Source organism: Lelliottia sp. 7254-16, assembly GCF_002922995.1.
GTDB lineage: Bacteria > Pseudomonadota > Gammaproteobacteria > Enterobacterales > Enterobacteriaceae > Enterobacter > Enterobacter jeotgali.
The window spans coordinates 84,025-105,630 of the sequence record NZ_PQVS01000017.1 but is presented as its reverse complement, the minus strand read 5'-3'; the positions used below and the strand labels follow the sequence as shown (position 1 = coordinate 105,630).

Here is a 21,606-nt window from a genome sequence, read left to right as displayed (position 1 = left end):
ATAGCATAGCAACGAACGATTATCCCTATCAAGCATTCTGTTGAATAATACACCACATAGACGAGGCGGTGACTGTTTGACCCTTGAAGCGCCGCAGCGTCATACGAGTTTCTCTCAAAACTCGAACAACTAAAGCCAACGTGAACTTTTGCGGACCCCGTGTCCGCATTTTTTTTGCGTAAAAAAAGCCCGGCAAAAGCCGAGCCTGGTTTTTGTCCCTCTCCGGTGGGAGAGGGTCGGGGTGAGGGCATCAGCCCGCACGTCATTAAATCAACCGATCTTTCGCATCCGCAATCGCCTGCGCTACCTGCTTAGGCGACACGCCACCTTTCGCCGCACGCTTATCCAGACAAGATTGCAGCGACAAAATCGGATACACATCGTCGCCAATCACCGCGCTGAATTTCTGCAAGTCAGCCAGCGTAAGGTCTTCCAGCGGTTTGCCCTGACGAATCGCCTCCACCACCGCTTCGCCCACGATATGGTGCGCTTCACGGAACGGCACACCTTTGGCAACCAGATAATCCGCTAACTCGGTGGAGTTGGCATATCCCTGCTGCGCCGCTTCCTGGCAACGCGGACGTTTCACCTGAATGCCGTCCAGCACCAGCGCGCCCATGTGCAGGCAGTCAAGCCAGGTATCGAGGGCGTCGAACAGCCCTTCTTTATCTTCCTGCATGTCTTTGTTGTAAGCCAAAGGCAGGCCTTTCAGAGTCATCATCATGCCGGTCAGCGCGCCCTGCACGCGACCACATTTACCGCGAATCAGCTCCAGCGCATCCGGGTTTTTCTTCTGTGGCATCAGGGAAGAACCGGATGTTACACGGTCGGACAGCTCAACAAACCCGGCTTCACCGGAGTTGAAGAAAATCAGATCTTCGGCAAAGCGCGAGAGGTGCACCATGCCAATAGAGGCGTTCGACAGCAGCTCCAGCACGTGATCACGATCGGAAACGCTGTCCAGGCTGTTACGGGTGGCAGAAGCAAAGCCCAGCCAGCCGGCCAGCTGTTCACGGTCGATTTCATAGGCGGTTCCGGCCAGCGCACCGCTGCCGAGCGGACTCACGTCCAGACGCTTCAGGGTATCCTGCAAACGGCTTTCATCACGCGCCAGCATCTCAACATACGCCAGACACCAGTGCGCAAAAGTTACCGGTTGCGCGCGCTGCAGGTGGGTGTAACCCGGCATCACGGCGTCCTGATTACTGTGCGCGGTTTCCACCAGCGCACTCTGCAACTGGCGATTGGCCGACAGCAATTCAACGACGGTGTCTTTACACCACAGCTTCAGATCCGTTGCGACCTGGTCATTACGGCTACGCCCGGTATGCAGCTTTTTGCCCAACTGGCCAACTTTGTCGATCAGTTTGCCTTCCACCCAGCTGTGAATATCTTCGGCATCGCTTTCGAGGATCTGCTGCGGGTTCAGACGAACCTCTTCCAGCAGATTATTCAGCGCCTCTTCAAGCTGCAATTGTTCGTCCGCCGTCAGTACGCCAACGGTGACCAGCGCTTTAGACCAGGCCACAGAGCCGACGATATCCTGTTCGGCCAGGCGGTAGTCGAAGCGCAAAGAGTCGTTGAACTGTTTGAACCGCTGATCCGCTGCCTGTGTAAAACGCCCACCCCAAAGTGCCATAACAATTTTCCTTGATAATGTAATTTTTGCCCGGTGGCGCTTCGCTTACCGGGCCTACAAACTCAGGTAGCCCGGATAAGCGAAACGCCATCCGGCACTGAATATTAAGCCAGAATACGCGTGCCAATCGGCGTGCCGTTAAACAGCGCCGGGAGTTGCTCTGCGTGACGCCACGAGGCGATATCCACCGGACGGCCCAGCGTGCGCGCGGCATCCAGCGCAGCGTTCACTTTCACAATCATGCCGTCGGTAATAATGCCCTGATCGATCAGCTGCTCGGCTTTCGCCGCCGTCATCTCGGCAATGCGCTGGCCTTTTCCATCCAGAATCCCACTCACATCAGAGAGCAGAATCAGATCCGCGCCCAGCGTCGCCGCCAGTGCCGTGGCCGCCTGGTCGGCGTTCACGTTCATCAGCTGTCCCTCTTCGGTCACCCCGATAGAGCTGACAACCGGCAGGAAACCACCTTCCAGCAGGGTGTTAATCAGCTTAGGTGAACCCGGTTGCGCCAGTCCAACGTGGCCCAGTTCTTCGTCGAGCTGAGTCACATTTACGCTGTCACCGTCACCCAGATACAGGCCCACAGATGCGATGTGATGTTTCTTCGCCCACGCCAGCAGCGTTTTGTTCGCCGTTCCCGCCAGCGCACCGGTAATGATGTCAATCTGATCGGCAGGCGTCACACGCAGGCCATTTTTCTTCTTCACCGGCAGATTCAGGCCTTTCATCAGCTCATCCACCACGCAGCCGCCGCCATGCACAATCACCAGCGGACGTTGGTGTGATTCACGATAGTTCACCAGGGCAGTAAACAGACGCTCCAGCGCTTCTTCGCTGTCCAGCAGAACACCACCGAGTTTGATAATTAATGGATTCATCATCACACCTTAAATAAGAGACTGCGTTTCAGCGAAGCCAAAACGAATATTGGCGCACTGCACCGCCTGAGCGGCTGCGCCTTTAAGAAGATTATCTTCCGCAGCAACCACGATCAGGTGCTCGCCCTGAACGGCAAAGCCGATATCGCAGAACGGCAGACCGACGACGTTTTTCAACGCCGGAACGCCTTTGTCATAAAGACGCACCAGCGGTTTGTCGGCGTACGCCTGAGTAAAGACGTCATGCACCTGTTCTTTGCTCACACCCGGTTTCAGGCGGCAGGTAATAGTTTCCAGAATCCCGCGTGGGAAGTTGCCCAGATGCGGGGTGAAAATCACCTCCGCGCCCAGATGGGTGGTGATTTCTGGGTGATGACGGTGGTTGAACACGCCATACGGCTGCAAGCTCACTTCGCAGAAACTATTGGAAATCGCGGCTTTACGTCCGGCACCGCTGACGCCACTGGTGGCGTTGATCACCGGCCACTGATTGAGATCCAGCAGGCCCGCGTCGATCAGCGGCTTAAGAGAAAGCTGCGCCGCCGTCGGGTAGCACCCTGGCACGGCAATCAAATTCGCTTCTTTCAGCCTATCCGCACTCCACTCCGCCAGGCCATAAACCGCTTTTTTAAGCAGATCCGGGTGCTGGTGAGTGAAGCCGTAATATTTTTCATAAAAAGCACTGTCGTTGACGCGGAACGCGCCGGAGAGGTCAAATACCACGCAACCGGCTGCAAGGAACTGCGGCGCGAGGTCATGACTGACTTCGTGTGCCGTGGCCAAAAACACCACGTCCACGCCTTCAGTAAACTCGCTGATATCGGACATCGGCTGCAACGGGAGATCGACGATTCCCTTAAGCTGCGGATGCAAATCGGAAATTAATTTTCCCGCATCATTGCTTTGCGCTGATACGGTCAAAGCGGTTATGGTCATATGAGGATGGCGATTCACGTAGCTTACAAGCTCTGCGCCCGCATAACCGCTAGCGCCCACAATCAGCGTATTCAACATCGGGTTCCTTTACGATCAACGTTAGTGTATTTTTATTCACATTTAGTGCATGAATATTGATACTATCACGACCTAAGGTATGTCAACAATGAAAATGAATTTACCACCCTTTATCGAGATTTACCGCGCCCTGATTGCCACGCCATCCATCAGTGCGACCGAAGAATCGCTCGACCAGAGCAATGAGTCTTTAATCAATTTACTGGCTGGCTGGTTTAGTGAACTCGGGTTTAAGGTGGAAGTTCAACCCGTTCCAGGCACTCGCAATAAATACAACCTGCTGGCCAGTACCGGAGAAGGTGCAGGCGGCCTGCTGCTTGCCGGGCACACGGATACCGTTCCCTTTGATGATGGCCGCTGGACGCGCGATCCTTTCACCCTGACCGAGCACGACAACAAGCTCTACGGTCTGGGCACGGCGGACATGAAAGGCTTCTTCGCCTTTATTCTGGATGCGCTACGTGACGTGGACGTGAAAACCCTGAAAAAGCCGCTCTATATTCTGGCGACCGCCGATGAAGAGACCAGCATGGCGGGGGCGCGCTATTTTTCTGAAAACACCGCCCTGCGCCCGGATTGCGCCATTATCGGTGAGCCAACGTCTCTGCAACCGATTCGCGCGCATAAAGGTCACATCTCAACGGCGGTGCGCGTGATGGGTCAGTCCGGTCACTCCAGCGATCCGGCCCGTGGCGTGAACGCCATCGAACTGATGCACGATGCGATTGGCCGCATCATGCTGTTGCGCGATTCGCTGAAAGAGCGTTATCACCACGATTCGTTTACCGTGCCTTATCCGACGCTGAACCTCGGCAGCCTGCACGGCGGTGATGCCTCCAACCGCATCTGTGCCTGCTGCGAACTGCATATGGATATCCGCCCCCTGCCGGGAATGACCCTGAGCGATCTGGACGGTCTGCTGACAGAAGCGCTGGCCCCCGTCAGCGAGCGCTGGCCTGGCCGTTTGACCGTGTCCGAGCTGCATCCACCGATTCCAGGCTACGAATGCCCGCCGGATCACCAGCTGGTGCAGGTGGTGGAAAAACTGCTCGGTGCGCAAACCGACGTGGTGAACTACTGCACCGAAGCACCGTTTATTCAGACCCTGTGTCCAACGCTGGTACTCGGCCCTGGCTCGATCAATCAGGCGCACCAGCCGGATGAATATCTGGAAACCCGCTTTATTAAGCCGACGCGCGAGTTAATTACCCAGGTTGTGCACCATTTCTGCTGGCATTAACTCCCCCCGCTTTTATTCCCTCTCCCCGTGGGAGAGGGTTAGCGTGAGGGCACCAAAACGCATGATCCCCATCACATTCTCATAAGCATCGCTTATCTGACGCGAAGCGAATTAAATTTCGTAAATTACCCACATTTATTCGTTTGCTGAACCGTTTTCGCAGCAATTGACGACAGGGGTTTTACGTGGCTTTATAAAGGGAGATGACAAATAAATGTCCAAAAGATTTCTGAATGGGCATAAACGAAAATGATGGGGTGTCTGGGTTTATATGAACGAACAATATTCCGCGTTGCGTAGTAATGTCAGTATGCTCGGCAAAGTGCTGGGAGATACCATCAAGGACGCGCTGGGAGAGAACATCCTCGACCGCGTTGAAACTATCCGTAAGCTGTCCAAATCCTCCCGTGCAGGAAATGAAGCGAACCGCCAGGAGCTGCTCACCACTTTGCAGAACCTGTCCAACGACGAGCTGCTGCCCGTCGCACGCGCGTTTAGCCAGTTCCTGAACCTGGCTAACACCGCTGAGCAATATCACAGCATTTCGCCAAACGGCGAAGCTGCCAGCAACCCGGAAGTGATTGCCCGCACGCTCAGAAAACTCAAAGACCAGCCCGATCTCAATGAAGACACCATCAAAAAAGCGGTGGAATCCCTCTCGCTGGAACTGGTGCTGACTGCGCACCCGACCGAGATCACCCGCCGCACGTTGATCCACAAAATGGTGGAAGTGAACAACTGCCTGAAACAACTGGACAACAAAGACATCGCGGATTACGAGCGTAATCAGCTGATGCGTCGTCTCCGCCAGTTGATTGCACAGTCCTGGCACACGGATGAAATCCGTAAATATCGCCCAAGCCCGGTTGATGAAGCCAAATGGGGCTTTGCAGTCGTGGAAAACAGCCTGTGGGAAGGCGTGCCGAACTACCTGCGCGAGCTAAATGAACAGCTCGAAGAGAACCTGGGTTATCGCCTGCCAGTAGATTTTGTCCCGGTCCGTTTCACCTCCTGGATGGGCGGCGACCGCGACGGTAACCCGAACGTCACCGCTGAAATCACCCGCCACGTCCTGCTCCTGAGCCGCTGGAAAGCCACCGACCTGTTCCTGAAAGATATTCAGATCCTGATTTCTGAACTGTCGATGGTCGATGCTACGCCAGAACTGCTGGAACTGGTCGGCGAAGAGGGTGCCAGCGAGCCGTACCGCTATCTGATGAAAAATCTGCGCAGTCAGCTGCTGGCGACACAAGCCTGGCTGGAAGCGCGCCTGAAAGGCCAGCGCCTGCCAAAACCGGCGGGGCTGTTGAGCCAGAACGAACAGCTGTGGGACCCGCTCTACGCTTGCTATAAGTCATTGCAGGCCTGCGGTATGGGCATCATCGCCAACGGCGAGCTGCTCGACACGCTGCGCCGCGTGAAGTGTTTCGGCGTGCCGCTGGTGCGTATCGATGTGCGCCAGGAAAGTACCCGTCACACCGAAGCGCTGGGTGAATTGACCCGCTACCTCGGCATCGGCGACTATGAAAGCTGGTCAGAAGCCGACAAACAGGCCTTCCTGATCCGCGAGCTGAACTCCAAGCGCCCGCTCCTGCCACGCAGCTGGGAGCCGAGCGAAGAGACCAGCGAAGTGCTCAACACCTGCAAAGCGATCGTTGATGCGCCGAAAGGATCGGTGGCGGCCTATGTGATCTCAATGGCCAAAACCCCATCCGACGTGCTGGCCGTACATCTGTTGTTGAAAGAGGCGGGTATCAGCTTTGCGCTGCCGGTTGCCCCACTGTTTGAAACCCTCGACGACCTGAATAACGCTAACGACGTGATGACCCAGCTGCTGAATATCGACTGGTATCGCGGCTTTATTCAGGGCAAACAGATGGTGATGATTGGCTATTCCGATTCCGCAAAAGACGCGGGCGTGATGGCGGCCTCCTGGGCGCAGTATCAGGCGCAGGATGCACTGATCAAAACCTGCGAAAAAGCAGGTATCGAACTGACCCTGTTCCACGGTCGCGGCGGCTCTATTGGCCGCGGCGGTGCACCGGCTCATGCGGCACTGCTCTCCCAACCGCCGGGTAGCCTGAAAGGCGGCCTGCGCGTGACCGAGCAGGGCGAAATGATTCGCTTTAAATACGGTCTGCCGGAAGTGACCATTAGCAGTCTGTCGCTCTATACCAGCGCGATTCTGGAAGCTAACTTACTGCCGCCACCGGAGCCGAAAGACGCGTGGCGTCATATCATGGACGAGCTGTCAGACATCTCTTGTGACCTGTACCGTGGCTACGTGCGTGAAAATAAAGACTTCGTGCCGTACTTCCGCTCGGCAACGCCTGAGCAGGAGCTGGGCAAACTGCCGCTCGGTTCACGTCCGGCGAAACGTCGTCCTACCGGCGGTGTCGAGTCCCTGCGCGCCATTCCGTGGATCTTCGCCTGGACGCAAAACCGCCTGATGCTGCCCGCCTGGCTGGGTGCCGGTGCCGCGCTGCAAAAAGTGGTCGAAGACGGTAAGCAAAGCGAGCTGGAAACCATGTGCCGCGACTGGCCGTTCTTCTCTACCCGTCTGGGAATGCTGGAGATGGTGTTCTCGAAAGCCGACCTGTGGCTGGCGGAATACTACGACCAGCGCCTGGTTAAACAGGAACTCTGGGGTCTGGGCAAAGAGTTGCGCGAGCTGCTGGAAGGCGACATCAAAGTCGTACTGGCCATCGCTAACGATTCACATCTGATGGAAGATTTGCCGTGGATTGCCGAGTCCATTCAGCTGCGTAATATCTACACCGACCCGCTGAACGTACTGCAGGCAGAGCTTTTACACCGCTCCCGTCAGGCGGAAGAGGCAGGTAAAGAGCCGGACCCACGCGTGGAACAAGCGCTGATGGTCACCATCGCTGGCGTCGCCGCTGGGATGCGTAATACGGGCTAATATCTGTTTTATACCCATCAGGCCACACCCTATGTGGCCTTTTTTTATGCCTGCAGGTAAGGTTTTCTCTTTGGTCAACGTAGAAGGAAACACCATGCAGCAAGATATCAGTCAGATCCTGGCCGGATTGATTAATGGCCCGACATCACTGCGGCAGGTGCATTTCGCTAACCCCACCTCTCTCGCACCCGAGCTGGCACTGCAGGTCGATTTTCCGCGTCTGGAGATCGTGCTGGAAGGCTCAGTGCAGGATACATCAACGGGAGTTTTGCACCCGAATGATGTTCTGTACGTCCCGGCGGGTGGCTGGAACTTTCCACAATGGCAGCAGCCTGCAACCGCCCTGAGCATTCTGTTCGGCAAGCAGCAGCTTGGATTTAGCCTGGTGCAATGGGACGGCGTCGTCCTTCACAATCTGGCCAAGCAGCACGTTGCACGCCGTGGCCCGCGCATTGGCTCTTTCCTGTTACAAACGCTGCATGAAATGCAGATGCAACCGCAGGAACAACACACCGCGCGCCTGATAACGTTAAGCCTGCTCAGCCATTGTACCGACCTGCTCGGCAGCCAGATTCAGACCGCATCACGCAGCGAAGCCTTATTCGGCGCCGTGCGCGACTATATTGATGAGCACTACGCCTCACCGCTCACGCGTGAATCCGTCGCTAAAGCGTTCTACATCTCACCCAACTATCTGTCGCATCTTTTCCAGAAGACCGGCGCGGTAGGGTTTAACGAGTATCTGACGCAAACCCGGCTGGAGCACGCGCGCCAGTTACTGAAAGGCTATGATCTGAAGGTCAAAGAGATCGCGCACAGCTGCGGGTTTGTAGACAGTAACTATTTTTGCCGACTGTTTCGCAAGAATACAGAGCGTTCGCCGTCGGAGTATCGCCGCCAGTATCACAGCCAGCTCACCGGCAAGACAGTTAATCCAGAATAAGATGGGTATGCTGTGGAGCTGAAAGCATTTTACGCGCTGCGCTCATCACTTTTTGCGGATCGCGCAGGAACGCGTTGATACCGCACTTCACATAGCGACACTGTTCGAAGCGTTCCATTCCAGACAGCTCTATATCGGTAATCAGCAGAACGACCTCCGCTTGACGAATGTCTTCGTCAGTCAGTTCGCACTCAATGCCCAGAGCGCCCTGAGTTTCAATCCGAACGCTCCATTTTTCCTGTGAACAGAGCTTTTCCAGCCGTTCGGCAGCCATGTAGGTATGAGCGACACCGCTGACACAGGCGGTGACGGCGGCGATACGGTGCCCTGCGTTCGCTGTCATGTTAACCTCCAAGGGTAACCAAAAATCCTGCCCGTTCGGCCATCTGTTGCATTGTGGCGATCTCCTCTTCCGTGGGTACAGCCACCTGACTCATCGTCCATTCGTGTCCGAGCAGCCGGTATTTCGGTTCCCCGTACTGATGAAAGGGCAGCAAATGCAACTGCCGTATTCCTGAGGGTATCAGAAATGCCAGCACGCGATTCATATTCGCTTCGCTCAGCGTAAAACCGGGGATGAGCGGCACGCGTGGGATCACGCTGATACCCTCTTCCGCCAGACGCAGCAGGTTATCCAGCGCCCGTGGTAAATTCATCTTCACCACCGTTTTCGCCTGGTCTGCATCCATGATTTTTAGATCGAACAGCACTTCATCGCACTGCTTTGCGAGGGGTAACAGGCGGGAAATCGGCGCATCGCCTGCAGTTTCAATGGCGGTGTGAATCCCCCATCGACGCAGTCGCTGCAAAAGCGCAGTGGCAAACGGGGCCTGCATAAGAACTTCACCACCGGAGAGCGTCACACCCCCGCCGGATGAGCGAAAGAAGACCTCGTCTTTCATCACCTCGCGTTCGAGTTCATCCAACGTCACATCACGCCCAATGTGCTCAAACGCACCGGAAGGACACTCCCCGACATCCCGCAGACAGGGCGCACAGTGCAGGCATTTACTCTCTCTGCGCACGGTTTCAATCTTTGGCGAGATGGATTCCGGGTTCGCACACCACGGGCAGGAGTGGGGGCAGCCTTTGAAAAACACGACAGTACGTATGCCCCGCCCATCGTTCAGGGAGTAACGCTGGATGTTGAAAATCCGCGCCACATCGGCGCGGGTTTCGATCACTTCACAGCTGATGCGCGGTGCGGCGGATAATGTCATCTTGAATCTCCTTCGACAGCTCGACAAAGAAGGCGCTGTACCCGGCGACGCGGACCACCAGCCCGGCGAAATCTTGCGGGCGCTGCTGCGCTTCGCGAAGCGTATCCGCATTCACCACGTTGAACTGCACATGCTGGAGCTTGAGCTGAGTAAAAGCGCGCAGGAAATCGGCCAGTTTTTGTAATCCTGCATCCCCTTCTAGCGTCGCCGGTGTGAATTTCACGTTCAGCAAGGTGCCATTCGAGAGCAGATAGTTATCCAGCTTACTCACAGATTTCAGCACTGCCGTCGGGCCCTGCATGTCCTGACCGAGCATCGGCGATAGCCCACCGTCGGCCAGCTGTTCACCGGCAAAGCGTCCATCTGGCGTGGCTCCAACGACCGCGCCAAGCGGCACGTGCGCTGAGACGGTATACGACCCCGGCGTGAATTGCCCCCCGCGCGGGTTTCGATATTTCTCGACCTCTTTGCAGTAATGACGCAGGAGTTCAGCGCTGATATTGTCGACTTCATCGATATCATTGCCATACTTTTCAAAGCGATTGATCAGCCTTGCACGAATCTTTTCGCCCTCCGGCGTAGCGAAGTTTGCCTTTAGTACCGTCAGCAGTTCATCAAAACTTAAGCGCTGCTGTTCAAACACCAACCCTTTCAGCGCATGAAGTGAGTCACTCAGATTGGCGATACCAATGCCCTGAACGCCGGAGAAGTTATACCGCGCTCCGCCCTCCGTGATGTCTTTGCCATTAACGAGACAATCGCTGATAAACGAAGAGAGCAGCGGAACCGGCGCCCAGTCGCGATGGCCGATGTCGCAGATATTGCTGCCCTCCACCATCAACGCAATGTAGTGGTTAATTTTATGGCGGATATGTTCGAGCAGCCCGTCATAACTGAGATCAGCATTGCCTTCGTTCTCCTGCATAGCGATTTCCATCACTTTCAGCAGGTTAAACATGGCGATATCGTGCAGTCCGTAGGTTTTGCCCGGAATGGAGAGTTCCACGCAGCCGACCACCGCGTAATCGCGCGCGTCTTCCAGCGACACGCCGCGGTTCAGGAACGTAGGCACCACCACTTCGTCATTGAAAATCTGCGGAATACCGGTGCCCAGACGGATGGTTTCTGCCGTCTTGAGCAGGAAGGGTCTGTCGATAAACTCATTCACCCGCACGCCGAGGTTCGGCTGGGGAAGCTGGATGCTCTGATACGCATCGAGACACAGAAATGAGAGCACGTTAACCGCGCTGCGACCATTCTCCGTCAGGCCACCTAACAGCGCGGTGTAACCGGTCGGGAAACCAGCAAAATAGCGGGCGCTGCTGGTCGAGCGCAGCAGCACGATATCGTTGCATTTTACCCACAGGGATTCTAATAGTTCTTTGAGGAACGCAGGGTCTTCGCCCTGAGTCAGAGAGGCCTGATAAAACGGCAGCATATACTGGTCGAAGCGCCCAATAGAGAGCGAGCTGGCGTTGGATTCATACTGCAAAATGACGTTCATGTACCAGAACAGCTGACAGGCCTGCCAGAAAGTTTGCGGCTTATACCGCGCGTTGTGGCGCGAATTTGCGGCGATGGTCAGCAATTCCTGGCGACGCGGTTCGTCACTGCGTTCCGCTATCGCCTCCGCCAGCGCTGCGTAGCGCAGAATATGGCGCTGAGAGGCTTCAAGCAGGAGCAGCGCGGCCTGATAGAAATGATTCTGCGGCTCGCGCTGACAGTGTTCGTCCATTTCTGCCACCAGCGCCCCCAGCCCGTTATTGAGCAGGCGCGGGTAATCAATGATGATGTGTCCCTGGCCTTTGTCCGTCTGGTTAACGCTGAAAATCTGCGTGCTCACCGCCGCTTTCACTTCACCCGTCATCTGGCTGTTGATGAAGTCCTTCATCGACCGTTTTTCCCAGTACGGATAAAGCACATCGCGGTAGAGGCGTTTGTCCTCTTCACTGATATTAAAGCGATCCTGCGGTCGGGTGGCGAACTGCTCCAGCTCTTTCAGCAGCCAGTACGGGTCCATTTCAGGCGACATAATCCCGGCACGCGGCTTCACCGTACGGTTACCGGCAATCAGTTCGTCATCACGAATCGCTATCTCGACGTGGTCGAGAATATACGCCGTCGCTTTCGCCCGGCGCAAAATGACCGGTTCGCCTTCCGTCTGCTGATGGCATTCGGTATAGAGCAGCGCACGTTCAAGAGATATTTCACGTGGGCTGGCGAACAAGGCGTCTTTCAGGCGCTGAATACGATTCGTCATGAGGGAACTCCTGTAGCTGAAAACAAGCCCACCCCGAAGGGTGGGAGGATGTCAGGCGGTTTGCGCCAGGTGGGCATCAATTTTGTTCATGATGGCGTCTGCGCGTTTCACCGCATCGCTGATGTTGACGCGCACGATGGTTTTCCCGGCGAAACGCTCTTCAAACTTAATGCCGATGTCTTTGGTCAGGATGACCATATCCGCTGCCGCAACGTCTTCGGCGGTCAGTTCGTTTTCCAGGCCGATAGAGCCCTGAGTTTCAACTTTGACTTCCCAACCTTTGGCTTTGGCGGCACTTTCCAGCGCTTCGGCGGCCATGTAGGTGTGGGCAACACCAGACGGACAGGCGGTGACAGCAATAATTCGGGCCATGTTTTCTTCCTCACTCAGTTAATTTCAAAATCCAGATCCAGGTCGTCTTCTTTTTCCTCGACCTGCTTCGTGTTCTTACGCGCCATACTTTTGAGCACGTTGACGCTGACCGCAGTGACTACCGCACCCACGGCGACGGCGGCGATATACCCGAGTTTGCCTTCCACTACCGGCAAAACAATCAGGCCGCCCCATCCTGCATAGCACTGCGCGCCAAACACGGCGGCGGTGACTGCGCCACAGGCGGAGCCAAGCATGATGGAGGGAATCACGCGCAGCGGATCGGCGGCGGCAAAGGGAATCGCCCCTTCCGTCACGCCAACGCAGCCCATCACCAGCGCCGCTTTACCCGCTTCACGCTCTTCGGCATTGAAATTCTTGCGGTTTATCAGCGTCGCCAGCCCGAGACCTAACGGTGGAACACAGATTCCGACCGCCGCGATGGCGACCACCGTATAAACCCCCTGCGCCACGCAAATCAGCATAAAGGCGTAGGCCACTTTGTTGATAGGGCCGCCCATGTCGAAGGCCAGCATCAGCCCCATGATCACGGCGAGGACCACGATGCTTCCCTGCTGCATGCCCTGCAGCCAGTGTGTTAAACCGCTGGTGAGCGCGCCGACCGGTTCGCCGAGTCCCCACATCATGATGCCTGCAGTGATTAAGGTGCCGATGATAGGAATAATGAAAATTGGCATCACCGAGCGCAGCACTTTCGGCACCGGCAGTTTTTTCAGATAGAAGACAACAATACCGCCGAGTATCCCGGCGATGATCGCGCCGAAGAAGCCTGCGCCGAAGCTGTTACCGACCCAGGCCGCGATAGCGCAGGGCGCAAGCGCCGCACGTTCAGCAATGGAGTAACCGATATAGGCCGCCAGAAAAGGCACCATCAGCGTTAAACCTGCCACGCCGAGATCGAACAATTTTTTCAGATTAGGATCGGTGGCAGCGTCCGGGACAGCCCCTTTGCCGTAGAGCATGACCGAAATAGCCAGCAAAATACCGCCTGCGACGACGAAGGGGATCATGTGCGACACCCCCGTCATCAGATGCTGCCGCGTGTTCTTGAGAATATGCACCAACTCTTTCATGTGTCGCTCCTGAGCTTATGCTCGCCCTTATCCATAGAGATGTTGTGGCAAACAATAGGCAATCGGGAAGCGGCCTGACAGTGGACAAAAAGGCCATTTGCTGGATTTTTGTAATGTAGAAAGAAAAATGCGATCCGCCTCGAAATTTACGCCCCGCTTAGCAATGAGCAAAAACAGACAACCTGTGAGTTAAATCTCACTTTTCACCAGACATTACATTTGTCCAGCTTTTGGCAGTTTTGTCACATGGCGCGCTTCACCGTCACGCTCGTATGCTTTCCACTAATGATGGTTTTGGATTTCAGGAGTGAGCGTATGTCTCTGGTAGTGGAATTTATCTGTGAGTTACCTAATGGCGTACATGCCCGCCCGGCAAGTTGCGTTGAAACGCTGTGCAATACATTTTCATCGAAAATTGAGTGGCATAACCTGCGCACTGACCGCACAGGTGATGCTAAAAGTGCGCTGGCCCTGATTGGTACCGATACGCTAACAGGTGACTCCTGCCGGTTGATTATCACGGGCGAAGATGAGCAAAGCGCCTTTGAACGTCTGGCACAGTGGCTAAAAGTGGAATTCCCCCACTGTGATGCGCCGCTGGCCGCTGCCATCAGCACCGATCTCGACCCACTGCCGGAATCCCTGACTCGCCTGAATCCAACACTGTTTCGCGCTTTGCCCGTGTGCAGCGGGAGCGATCGCGGCGTACTGACGTTACTCACTTCACTCGATCTCAACGCGCTCACCTCTCTTCCTGATGTCCGGTGCAGAGAAGAGGAACAGTCTGCGCTGGATCAGGGCCTGACGCTGCTGGTAAAAAACATTGGGCTGCGCGCGCTGGATAGCGACAGCACCGCGAATGCGATTCTGGAAGCCCACCGCTCGCTGGCGACAGACACCTCTCTGCGCCAACATCTGCTGGCGGGCGTCAACCAGGGATTGAGTTGCGCGCAAGCGGTCATCGCCACGGCAAATCATTTCTGCGCCGAGTTTTCGCGCTCCAGCAGCAGCTATTTACAGGAGCGTGTGCTCGACGTGCGCGATGTTTGCTATCAGCTGTTACAGCAAATCTACAGCGAGGAGCGCTTTCCGGCTCCGGGCCAACTCACGCAGCCGTCCGTTTGTCTTGCCGACGACCTCACGCCAGGCCAGTTCCTTGAGCTGGATAAAACGCTGTTGAAAGGTCTGCTGCTGAAAAGCGGCGGAACCACTTCACACACTGTGATTCTGGCGCGTTCCTTTAACATCCCAACGCTGGTCGGCGTCGACAGCGACAGCCTGCTTTCGTGGCGCGACCAGCCGGTATTTATAGACGGGAACGCCGGTGTGGTGGTGGTGAATGCCAGCATCGCCGTTGAGCGTTATTACCAGCAGGAACGCGACGTACAGCAGATGCTGCGCGAACAGCAGAGCGTCTGGCTCAATCGCGAAGCGAGAACCGCAGACGGTCTACGCATTGAAATTGCAGCCAACATTGCCCATTCAGCTGAAGCGCAGGCCGCATTTGGCAACGGGGCCGAGGGGGTTGGCCTGTTCCGCACCGAAATGCTGTACATGGACCGCGCCAGCGCCCCCTGTGAAAACGAACTGTACAACATTTTTTGTCAGGCCCTGGAGAGTGCGAACGGGCGCAGCATCATCGTGCGCACTATGGATATTGGCGGTGACAAACCTGTTGAATACCTCAACATTCCGGCAGAGAACAACCCGTTCCTCGGCTATCGCGCGGTGCGAATTTACGAAGAGTACGCCGCGCTGTTCACCACTCAGCTCAGGGCGATCCTCCGCGCCTCTGCCCACGGCAGTCTCAAGATCATGATCCCGATGATCTCCTCGATGGAAGAGATCCTATGGGTGAAAGAAAAACTCGCCGAAGCCAAACAACAACTGCGTGCCGAGCATATTCCGTTCGAAGAGAAGATCCCGCTCGGCATCATGCTCGAAGTGCCGTCGGTGATGTTCATCATCGACCAGTGTTGTGAAGAGATTGATTTCTTTAGCATCGGCAGTAATGACCTGACGCAATATCTGCTGGCGGTCGATCGGGATAACGCCAAAGTGACGCGTCATTACAACAGCCTGAATCCGGCGTTCCTGCGGGCGCTCGATTTCGCCGTGCAGGCCGTGCATCGCCAGGGAAAATGGATTGGTCTTTGCGGTGAGCTGGGGGCAAAAGGGTCGGTGCTGCCGCTGCTGGTCGGGCTGGGGCTGGATGAACTCAGCATGGGATCACCGTCGATTCCCGCGACCAAAGCGCGCCTGGCACAGCTGGACAGCCGCGCGTGCCGCCAGTTGCTCAATCAGGCAATGGTGTGTCGCACCTCGCTGGAAGTGGAGCATCTGCTCGCCCAGTTCCGCATGAATCATCAGGATACGCCGCTGGTGACGCCGCACTGCATTTCTCTGGATAACGACTGGGCCAGCAAGGAAGAGGTCATGAAAGGCATGACCGATAAGCTGCTGCTCGCCGGACGCTGCCGTTATCCACGCAAACTGGAAGCCGATTTGTGGGCGCGTGAAGCCGTGTTCTCGACCGGTCTGGGTTTCAGTTTTGCCATTCCACACAGCAAATCCGAACACATTGAACAATCCACCATCAGCGTCGCGCGCCTTAAAGCCCCCGTGCAGTGGGGCGATGAAGAGGCACAATTCATCATCATGCTGACCCTCAATAAACACGCGGCGGGCGATCAGCACATGCGTATTTTCTCGCGTCTGGCGCGGCGCATCATGCACGCAGATTTCCGCAACGCGCTGGTGAACGCCAGCTCCGAAGAGGCCATCGCGGCCCTGCTGCAACGTGAATTAGAACTGTAAACAGAGGAAGAGTCATGGAACTGTATCTGGATACCGCCAACGTGGCGGAAGTTGAACGTCTGGCCCGTATTTTTCCGATTGCTGGCGTCACCACCAACCCGAGCATAGTCGCTGCGAGCCGCGAACCCCTCTGGGATGTGCTGCCACGCCTGCAACAAGCCATCGGTCCGGAGGGCATTCTGTTTGCGCAGACCTTAGCTCGCGACGCAGACGGTATGGTGGCCGAAGCTAAACGCCTGAACAATGAGTTGGCGGGTATCGTGGTGAAAATCCCGGTAACCGCAGAGGGTCTGGCGGCAATCAAGATCCTGAAAAAAGAGGGTATTACGACACTCGGCACCGCCGTTTATAGCGCAGCGCAGGGTTTACTGGCGGCGGTTGCTGGCGCGAAATACGTTGCGCCTTACGTGAATCGCATTGACGCGCAAGGAGGAGACGGCATTCGCATGGTTCAGGAACTGCAATCCCTGCTGGAACTTCACGCGCCAGAGAGCAAAGTGCTGGCCGCCAGTTTCAAAACCCCACGCCAGGCACTCGACTGTCTGCTTGCCGGATGTGAGGCAATAACCCTTCCTTTAGATGTAGCGCAACAAATGCTCGGTACACCCGCGGTAGAGTCAGCCATAGAGAAGTTCGAGCACGACTGGAAAAACGCGTTTGGTAACCTCAATCTCTAAAGGAGAAACGTTATGGACCGTATCATTCAATCCCCTGGTAAATACATACAGGGCGCGGATGTTCTCACTCGCCTCGGCGACTACTTAAAGCCCCTGGCCGCACGTTGGCTCGTCGTCGGCGATAAATTCGTTCTCGGTTTTGCTGAAGAGACTCTGCGTAAAAGCTTCAAAGATGCTGAACTGCATGTCGAAATTGCACCCTTTGGCGGCGAATGCTCCCAGAATGAAATCGACCGCCTGCGCAAGCTGGCGAAAGGTGCCGATTGCCAGGCGGTGTTGGGTATCGGCGGTGGTAAAACGCTGGATACCGCCAAAGCACTGGCCCACTTTATGGATGTGCCGGTCGCCATCGCGCCAACTATTGCCTCCACGGATGCGCCGTGCAGTGCCCTTTCAGTTATCTATACCGACAGCGGTGAGTTCGACCGTTATCTGATGCTGCCGCATAACCCAAACATGGTTATCGTCGACACCAAAGTGGTGGCCGGTGCGCCTGCACGTTTACTGGCGGCGGGGATTGGCGATGCGCTGGCAACCTGGTTTGAAGCCCGCGCATGTTCCCGCAGCGGGGCGACGACTATGGCGGGGGGAAAATGCACCCAAGCCGCACTGGCGCTGGCCGAACTGTGCTACAACACACTTCTCGAAGAGGGTGAAAAAGCAATGCTGGCGGCCGAGCAGCATGTGGTGACGCCCGCCCTCGAACGCGTAATTGAAGCCAATACCTACCTGAGCGGTGTGGGCTTTGAAAGCGGCGGATTAGCCGCGGCCCATGCGATTCACAACGGCCTGACCGCCATCCCGGATGCCCACCACTATTATCACGGTGAAAAAGTCGCATTTGGCACGCTCACTCAACTGGTGCTGGAAAACGCCCCGCTTGACGAGATCGAAACGGTTGCCGCGCTGTGTCACAGTGTGGGCTTGCCAATTACCCTGGCGCAGCTGGATATTAAAGAGGATATTCCGGGGAAAATGCGTCTGGTGGCAGAGGCGTCCTGTGCGGAAGGCGAGACGATTCACAACATGCCGGGCGGTGTGATACCGGATCAGGTGTACGCAGCATTGTTAGTTGCCGACCAATATGGGCAGCGTTTTTTGCATGAGTGGGAATAGCTGAAAGTACCGGGTGGCACGGCCTACAAAAATCGTAGGTCCGTGCAAGCGTAGCGCCGCCGGGCAAAAAAAATCCCCGCCAATGCGGGGATTTTTATGAGCACAAGATTACTGAACGTCGAAACGATCCAGGTTCATCACTTTCACCCAGGCCGCAACAAAGTCCTTCACGAACTTCTCATTGGCATCCTGACTGGCATAAACTTCCGCCAGCGCACGCAGTACCGCGTTAGAACCAAACACCAGATCGGCACGCGTTGCGGTGTATTTCACCTCTCCGCTTTGACGATCGCTGCCTGCAAACAGTTCGTTTGAGGCGTCGGTGGCTTTCCATTGGGTATTCATATCCAGCAGATTGACGAAGAAATCGTTGCTGAGCACGCCCACGCGATCGGTGAAGACGCCATTCTGGCTGCCGTCAAAGTTGGTACCTAGCACACGCATACCGCCTACCAACGCAGTCAGTTCTGGTGCGGTCAGCGTCAGCTGTTGCGCTTTATCGATCAGCAGAGATTCCGTTGTCGCTGCATCCTGATGGGCGCGATAGTTACGGAAACCATCGGCAACCGGCTTGAGCAGATCAAACATTTCAATATCGGTCTGATCCTGACGCGCATCTACGCGACCCGGTGTAAACGGCACGGTGATGTACGCGCCAGCGGCTTTCGCGGCTTGTTCAACACCCACTACACCGGCCAGTACAATGATGTCCGCAAGCGAGGCTTTATGGGCAGCTTTGTAGATACCTTCAAGTACCGGAAGAACCCTGGCCGCCGTCGCGTTCACATCCCAGTCGCGCTGCGGAGCCAGCGCCAGCCGTGCTCCGTTAGCACCGCCACGCTTATCACCGCCACGGAAGGTAGACGCTGAAGCCCAGGCAACAGACACCAGCTCACTGACCGTCAACCCGGAAGCCGCAATATCTGCTTTCAGGCTTTCAATGTCTTCAGCCGTTGGCTGGAAGAACGGATACGGCAGCGGGTCTTGCCAGATCAGATCTTCTTTCGGCACTTCTGGACCGATATACCGTGCTTTCGGCCCCATATCCCGATGCGTCAGTTTGAACCATGCGCGGGCAAAGGCTTCGTTAAATGCCTGCGGATCGTTGAGGAAGCGACGAGAAATTTTCTCGAATTCCGGGTCCATGCGCAGCGTCAGGTCGGTGACCAGCATGGTTGGCTTGCGTTTTTTCGACGGATCGAACGGGTCAGGAATCATCTCTGGCGCGTCAACGGCTTCAAACTGAATTGCCCCTGCCGGGCTGCGAGTCTGTACCCATTCGAATTTGAACAGGTTCTCGAAGAAGTAGTTGCTCCACTGGGTTGGCGTTTGCGTCCAGACCACTTCCAGACCAGAGGTGATGGCATCTGCGCCGACACCGCTGCCGTGGGTGCTGCTCCAGCCTAAGCCTTGCGCTTCAATTGGCGCCGCTTCAGGGTCGACGCCCACATGCGAGGCTGATGCCGCGCCGTGCGTTTTACCCAACGTATGACCACCGGCAATCAGTGCCACGGTTTCTTCGTCATTCATACCCATGTTGCCAAAGGTAGCACGGATAGCCGCCGCCGCTGACAGCGGTTCACCGCTGGCGTTTGGCCCTTCCGGGTTGACGTAAATCAGCCCCATTTCGGTGGCCGCTAATGGACGTTTTGCCAGCGCTTCAGGATCGCGATGGGCCAGCCAGGCTTTTTCGTCACCCCAGTTGACATCCAGATCCGGTTCCCAGACATCTTCACGCCCGGCACCAAAACCAAAGGTACGGAAACCGGAGTTTTCCAGCGCCACGTTACCCGCCAGGATAAACAGGTCAGCCCAGGAAATTTTCTGGCCGTATTTTTGTTTAATTGGCCATAACAGACGACGCGCCTTATCAAGGCTGACGTTGTCAGGCCAGGAGTTCAGAGGAGCAAAACGCTGTTGACCGCGTCCTGCACCGCCGCGTCCGTCAACTGAGCGGTAGGTACCTGCACCATGCCATGCCATACGAATAAACAGGCCCGCGTAGCTGCCCCAGTCGGCAGGCCACCACGGTTGGGAATCGGTCAGAAGGGCTTTGAGATCGCCTTTTAAGGCGGAGTAATCAAGTTTGCTGAATTCTTTGCGGTAGTCGAAGTCTTCACCCAGCGGGTTCGAACGGTTGGAATGTTGGTTTAAAAGATCAACGCGAAGTTGTTTTGGCCACCAGTCGCGAGTGTTGGTACCCGCTCCGGCGCTTTGGTCAGGCCCGCTTTGATGAAAAGGGCACTGTCCGGTTGATAACGTGTTATGGGTATCGTCTGTGCTCATATTTCTTTGCTCCCTCTACTGTATTTACCTTAAAGATATACACGTATGCTTAGAAGGTATAGTTGAGATAACGCACGGATTCGATAGTTATTTCCGTTTAATTAACCACTGAAATTATAAGCTCATTATTTGGCGAGGGCGGGAGCGTTGATATGGCAGGGAAAGTGGAGATGGCCTAAAACAAAAAACCCTCCGAAGAGGGCTTTTGTATTACAGGCCAGGGCGAACGCCGAGGGTGTGACAGATGGCGTAACTCATTTCGGCGCGGTTCAGGGTGTAGAAGTGGAAGTCTTTCACCCCTTCGCGACTCAAAATTTTCACCATGTCCATCGCGATATTGGCACCGACCAGCTTGCGGGTTTCGGCATCATCGTCCAGCCCTTCGTACATTTTCGACATCCACAGCGGAATACGCACGTTGGTCATGTCGGCAAATTTTTTCGCCTGCTTGAAGTTGGAAACCGGCAGGATGCCTGGAATAATTTCAACATCGATGCCCGCAGTGACGCAGCGATCGCGGAATCGCAGATAGCTTTCGACATCGAAGAAAAACTGCGTAATCGCGCGGTTTGCTCCGGCATCGACTTTGCGTTTCAGGTTGAGCAGATCCGCCTGCGCGCTTTTCGCTTCCGGGTGTACTTCCGGATACGCCGCCACGGAGATGTCAAAATCACCGACTTCTTTCAGCAGTGCCACCAAATCGGTCGCGTACATGTCCGGTTTGCCGCTGCCCGGTGGCAGGTCGCCGCGCAGAGCCACGATATGACGAATGCCGTTGTTCCAGTAATCCTGAGCGATAGTGCGCAGTTCGTCGCGGGTCGCGTCGATACAGGTCAGATGCGGTGCCGCTTCCAGACCCGTGCGATCCTTGATGCCTTTAATAATGCTGTGCGTCCGGTCGCGCTCACCGGAGTTCGCGCCGTAGGTCACTGAGACAAACTTCGGCTTCAGGCTGCTCAGGCGATCGATAGAGCTCCACAGGGTTTGCTCCATTTCACTGGTGCGCGGCGGAAAGAATTCAAAAGAGACGTTAATCTGGCCCTGCACTTCAGCCAGGCTCTGATTTAGGGCTTCCCGCTGGTTGGCGTGAAAAAAGCTCATACCTTACCTCATCAATCGCGTGTCAT

Annotated in this window: 16 protein-coding genes; 6 read left to right on the top strand and 10 right to left on the bottom strand. The window is 55.8% G+C overall.

What is annotated here, in order from left to right; translation table 11 throughout:
* Positions 1 to 265 precede the first annotated feature (265 nt).
* From argH to argC, 3 genes are all read right to left on the bottom strand, one after another.
* Positions 266 to 1,639, bottom strand: a complete 1,374-nt coding sequence (argH, locus tag C3708_RS19430) for an argininosuccinate lyase (RefSeq protein WP_095283928.1) — start codon at positions 1,637 to 1,639, stop codon at positions 266 to 268.
* A gap of 104 nt (positions 1,640 to 1,743) precedes the next feature.
* On the bottom strand, positions 1,744 to 2,520 hold the full coding sequence (gene argB / locus C3708_RS19425) for an acetylglutamate kinase (protein WP_095283929.1): 777 nt from the start codon (positions 2,518 to 2,520) through the stop codon (positions 1,744 to 1,746).
* 6 nt (positions 2,521 to 2,526) lie between these two features.
* Positions 2,527 to 3,531, bottom strand: a complete 1,005-nt coding sequence (argC, locus tag C3708_RS19420) for an N-acetyl-gamma-glutamyl-phosphate reductase (protein ID WP_103950022.1) — start codon at positions 3,529 to 3,531, stop codon at positions 2,527 to 2,529.
* A gap of 88 nt (positions 3,532 to 3,619) precedes the next feature.
* Here argC and argE point away from each other — a divergent pair, with 88 nt between their 5' ends.
* From argE to C3708_RS19405, 3 genes are all read left to right on the top strand, one after another.
* Positions 3,620 to 4,771, top strand: a complete 1,152-nt coding sequence (gene argE / locus C3708_RS19415; RefSeq protein ID WP_103950021.1) for an acetylornithine deacetylase — start codon at positions 3,620 to 3,622, stop codon at positions 4,769 to 4,771.
* A 271-nt stretch (positions 4,772 to 5,042) separates the two neighbouring features.
* Entirely contained in the window at positions 5,043 to 7,694 is a 2,652-nt protein-coding gene (gene ppc / locus C3708_RS19410) for a phosphoenolpyruvate carboxylase (protein ID WP_095283932.1), read from the top strand.
* 94 nt (positions 7,695 to 7,788) lie between these two features.
* Positions 7,789 to 8,637, top strand: a complete 849-nt coding sequence (locus tag C3708_RS19405) for an AraC family transcriptional regulator (RefSeq protein ID WP_103950020.1) — start codon at positions 7,789 to 7,791, stop codon at positions 8,635 to 8,637.
* On the opposite strand, the gene C3708_RS19400 is transcribed toward C3708_RS19405, so the two are convergent.
* The 5 genes from C3708_RS19400 to C3708_RS19380 are packed head-to-tail and all read right to left on the bottom strand — an operon-like array spanning position 8,624 to position 13,583.
* Positions 8,624 to 8,980, bottom strand: coding sequence for a PTS fructose-like transporter subunit IIB (locus C3708_RS19400; RefSeq protein ID WP_103950019.1), 357 nt, complete (start codon positions 8,978 to 8,980; stop codon positions 8,624 to 8,626). The two genes, C3708_RS19405 and C3708_RS19400, sit on opposite strands and share 14 nt — an antisense overlap.
* Position 8,981: 1 nt before the next feature.
* Positions 8,982 to 9,857, bottom strand: a complete 876-nt coding sequence (locus tag C3708_RS19395; RefSeq protein WP_103950018.1) for a [formate-C-acetyltransferase]-activating enzyme — start codon at positions 9,855 to 9,857, stop codon at positions 8,982 to 8,984.
* Entirely contained in the window at positions 9,823 to 12,117 is a 2,295-nt protein-coding gene (locus tag C3708_RS19390) for a formate C-acetyltransferase (RefSeq protein WP_103950017.1), read from the bottom strand. Before C3708_RS19390 ends, C3708_RS19395 begins: the two co-directional genes overlap by 35 nt.
* A gap of 51 nt (positions 12,118 to 12,168) precedes the next feature.
* Positions 12,169 to 12,489, bottom strand: a complete 321-nt coding sequence (locus C3708_RS19385) for a PTS fructose-like transporter subunit IIB (protein WP_023326311.1) — start codon at positions 12,487 to 12,489, stop codon at positions 12,169 to 12,171.
* 14 nt (positions 12,490 to 12,503) lie between these two features.
* Positions 12,504 to 13,583: a PTS fructose transporter subunit EIIC gene (locus C3708_RS19380; RefSeq protein WP_103950016.1), complete on the bottom strand. Its 1,080-nt coding sequence runs from the start codon at positions 13,581 to 13,583 to the stop codon at positions 12,504 to 12,506.
* A gap of 315 nt (positions 13,584 to 13,898) precedes the next feature.
* Here C3708_RS19380 and ptsP point away from each other — a divergent pair, with 315 nt between their 5' ends.
* From ptsP to C3708_RS19365, 3 genes are read left to right on the top strand one after another with little or no spacing between them, the layout of a single operon-like run.
* Entirely contained in the window at positions 13,899 to 16,400 is a 2,502-nt protein-coding gene (gene ptsP / locus C3708_RS19375) for a phosphoenolpyruvate--protein phosphotransferase (RefSeq protein ID WP_103950015.1), read from the top strand.
* Between the two features lie 14 nt (positions 16,401 to 16,414).
* Positions 16,415 to 17,077, top strand: a complete 663-nt coding sequence (fsa, locus tag C3708_RS19370; RefSeq protein WP_103950014.1) for a fructose-6-phosphate aldolase — start codon at positions 16,415 to 16,417, stop codon at positions 17,075 to 17,077.
* 12 nt (positions 17,078 to 17,089) lie between these two features.
* A complete protein-coding gene (locus C3708_RS19365; protein ID WP_095283941.1) occupies positions 17,090 to 18,193 on the top strand; it encodes a glycerol dehydrogenase in 1,104 nt (367 codons plus the stop codon).
* A gap of 108 nt (positions 18,194 to 18,301) precedes the next feature.
* Here C3708_RS19365 and katG read toward each other — a convergent pair whose 3' ends face one another.
* Positions 18,302 to 20,479, bottom strand: a complete 2,178-nt coding sequence (gene katG, locus C3708_RS19360) for a catalase/peroxidase HPI (RefSeq protein WP_095283944.1) — start codon at positions 20,477 to 20,479, stop codon at positions 18,302 to 18,304.
* A gap of 210 nt (positions 20,480 to 20,689) precedes the next feature.
* On the bottom strand, positions 20,690 to 21,580 hold the full coding sequence (gene metF, locus C3708_RS19355) for a methylenetetrahydrofolate reductase (RefSeq protein ID WP_095283946.1): 891 nt from the start codon (positions 21,578 to 21,580) through the stop codon (positions 20,690 to 20,692).
* Positions 21,581 to 21,606 lie beyond the last annotated feature (26 nt).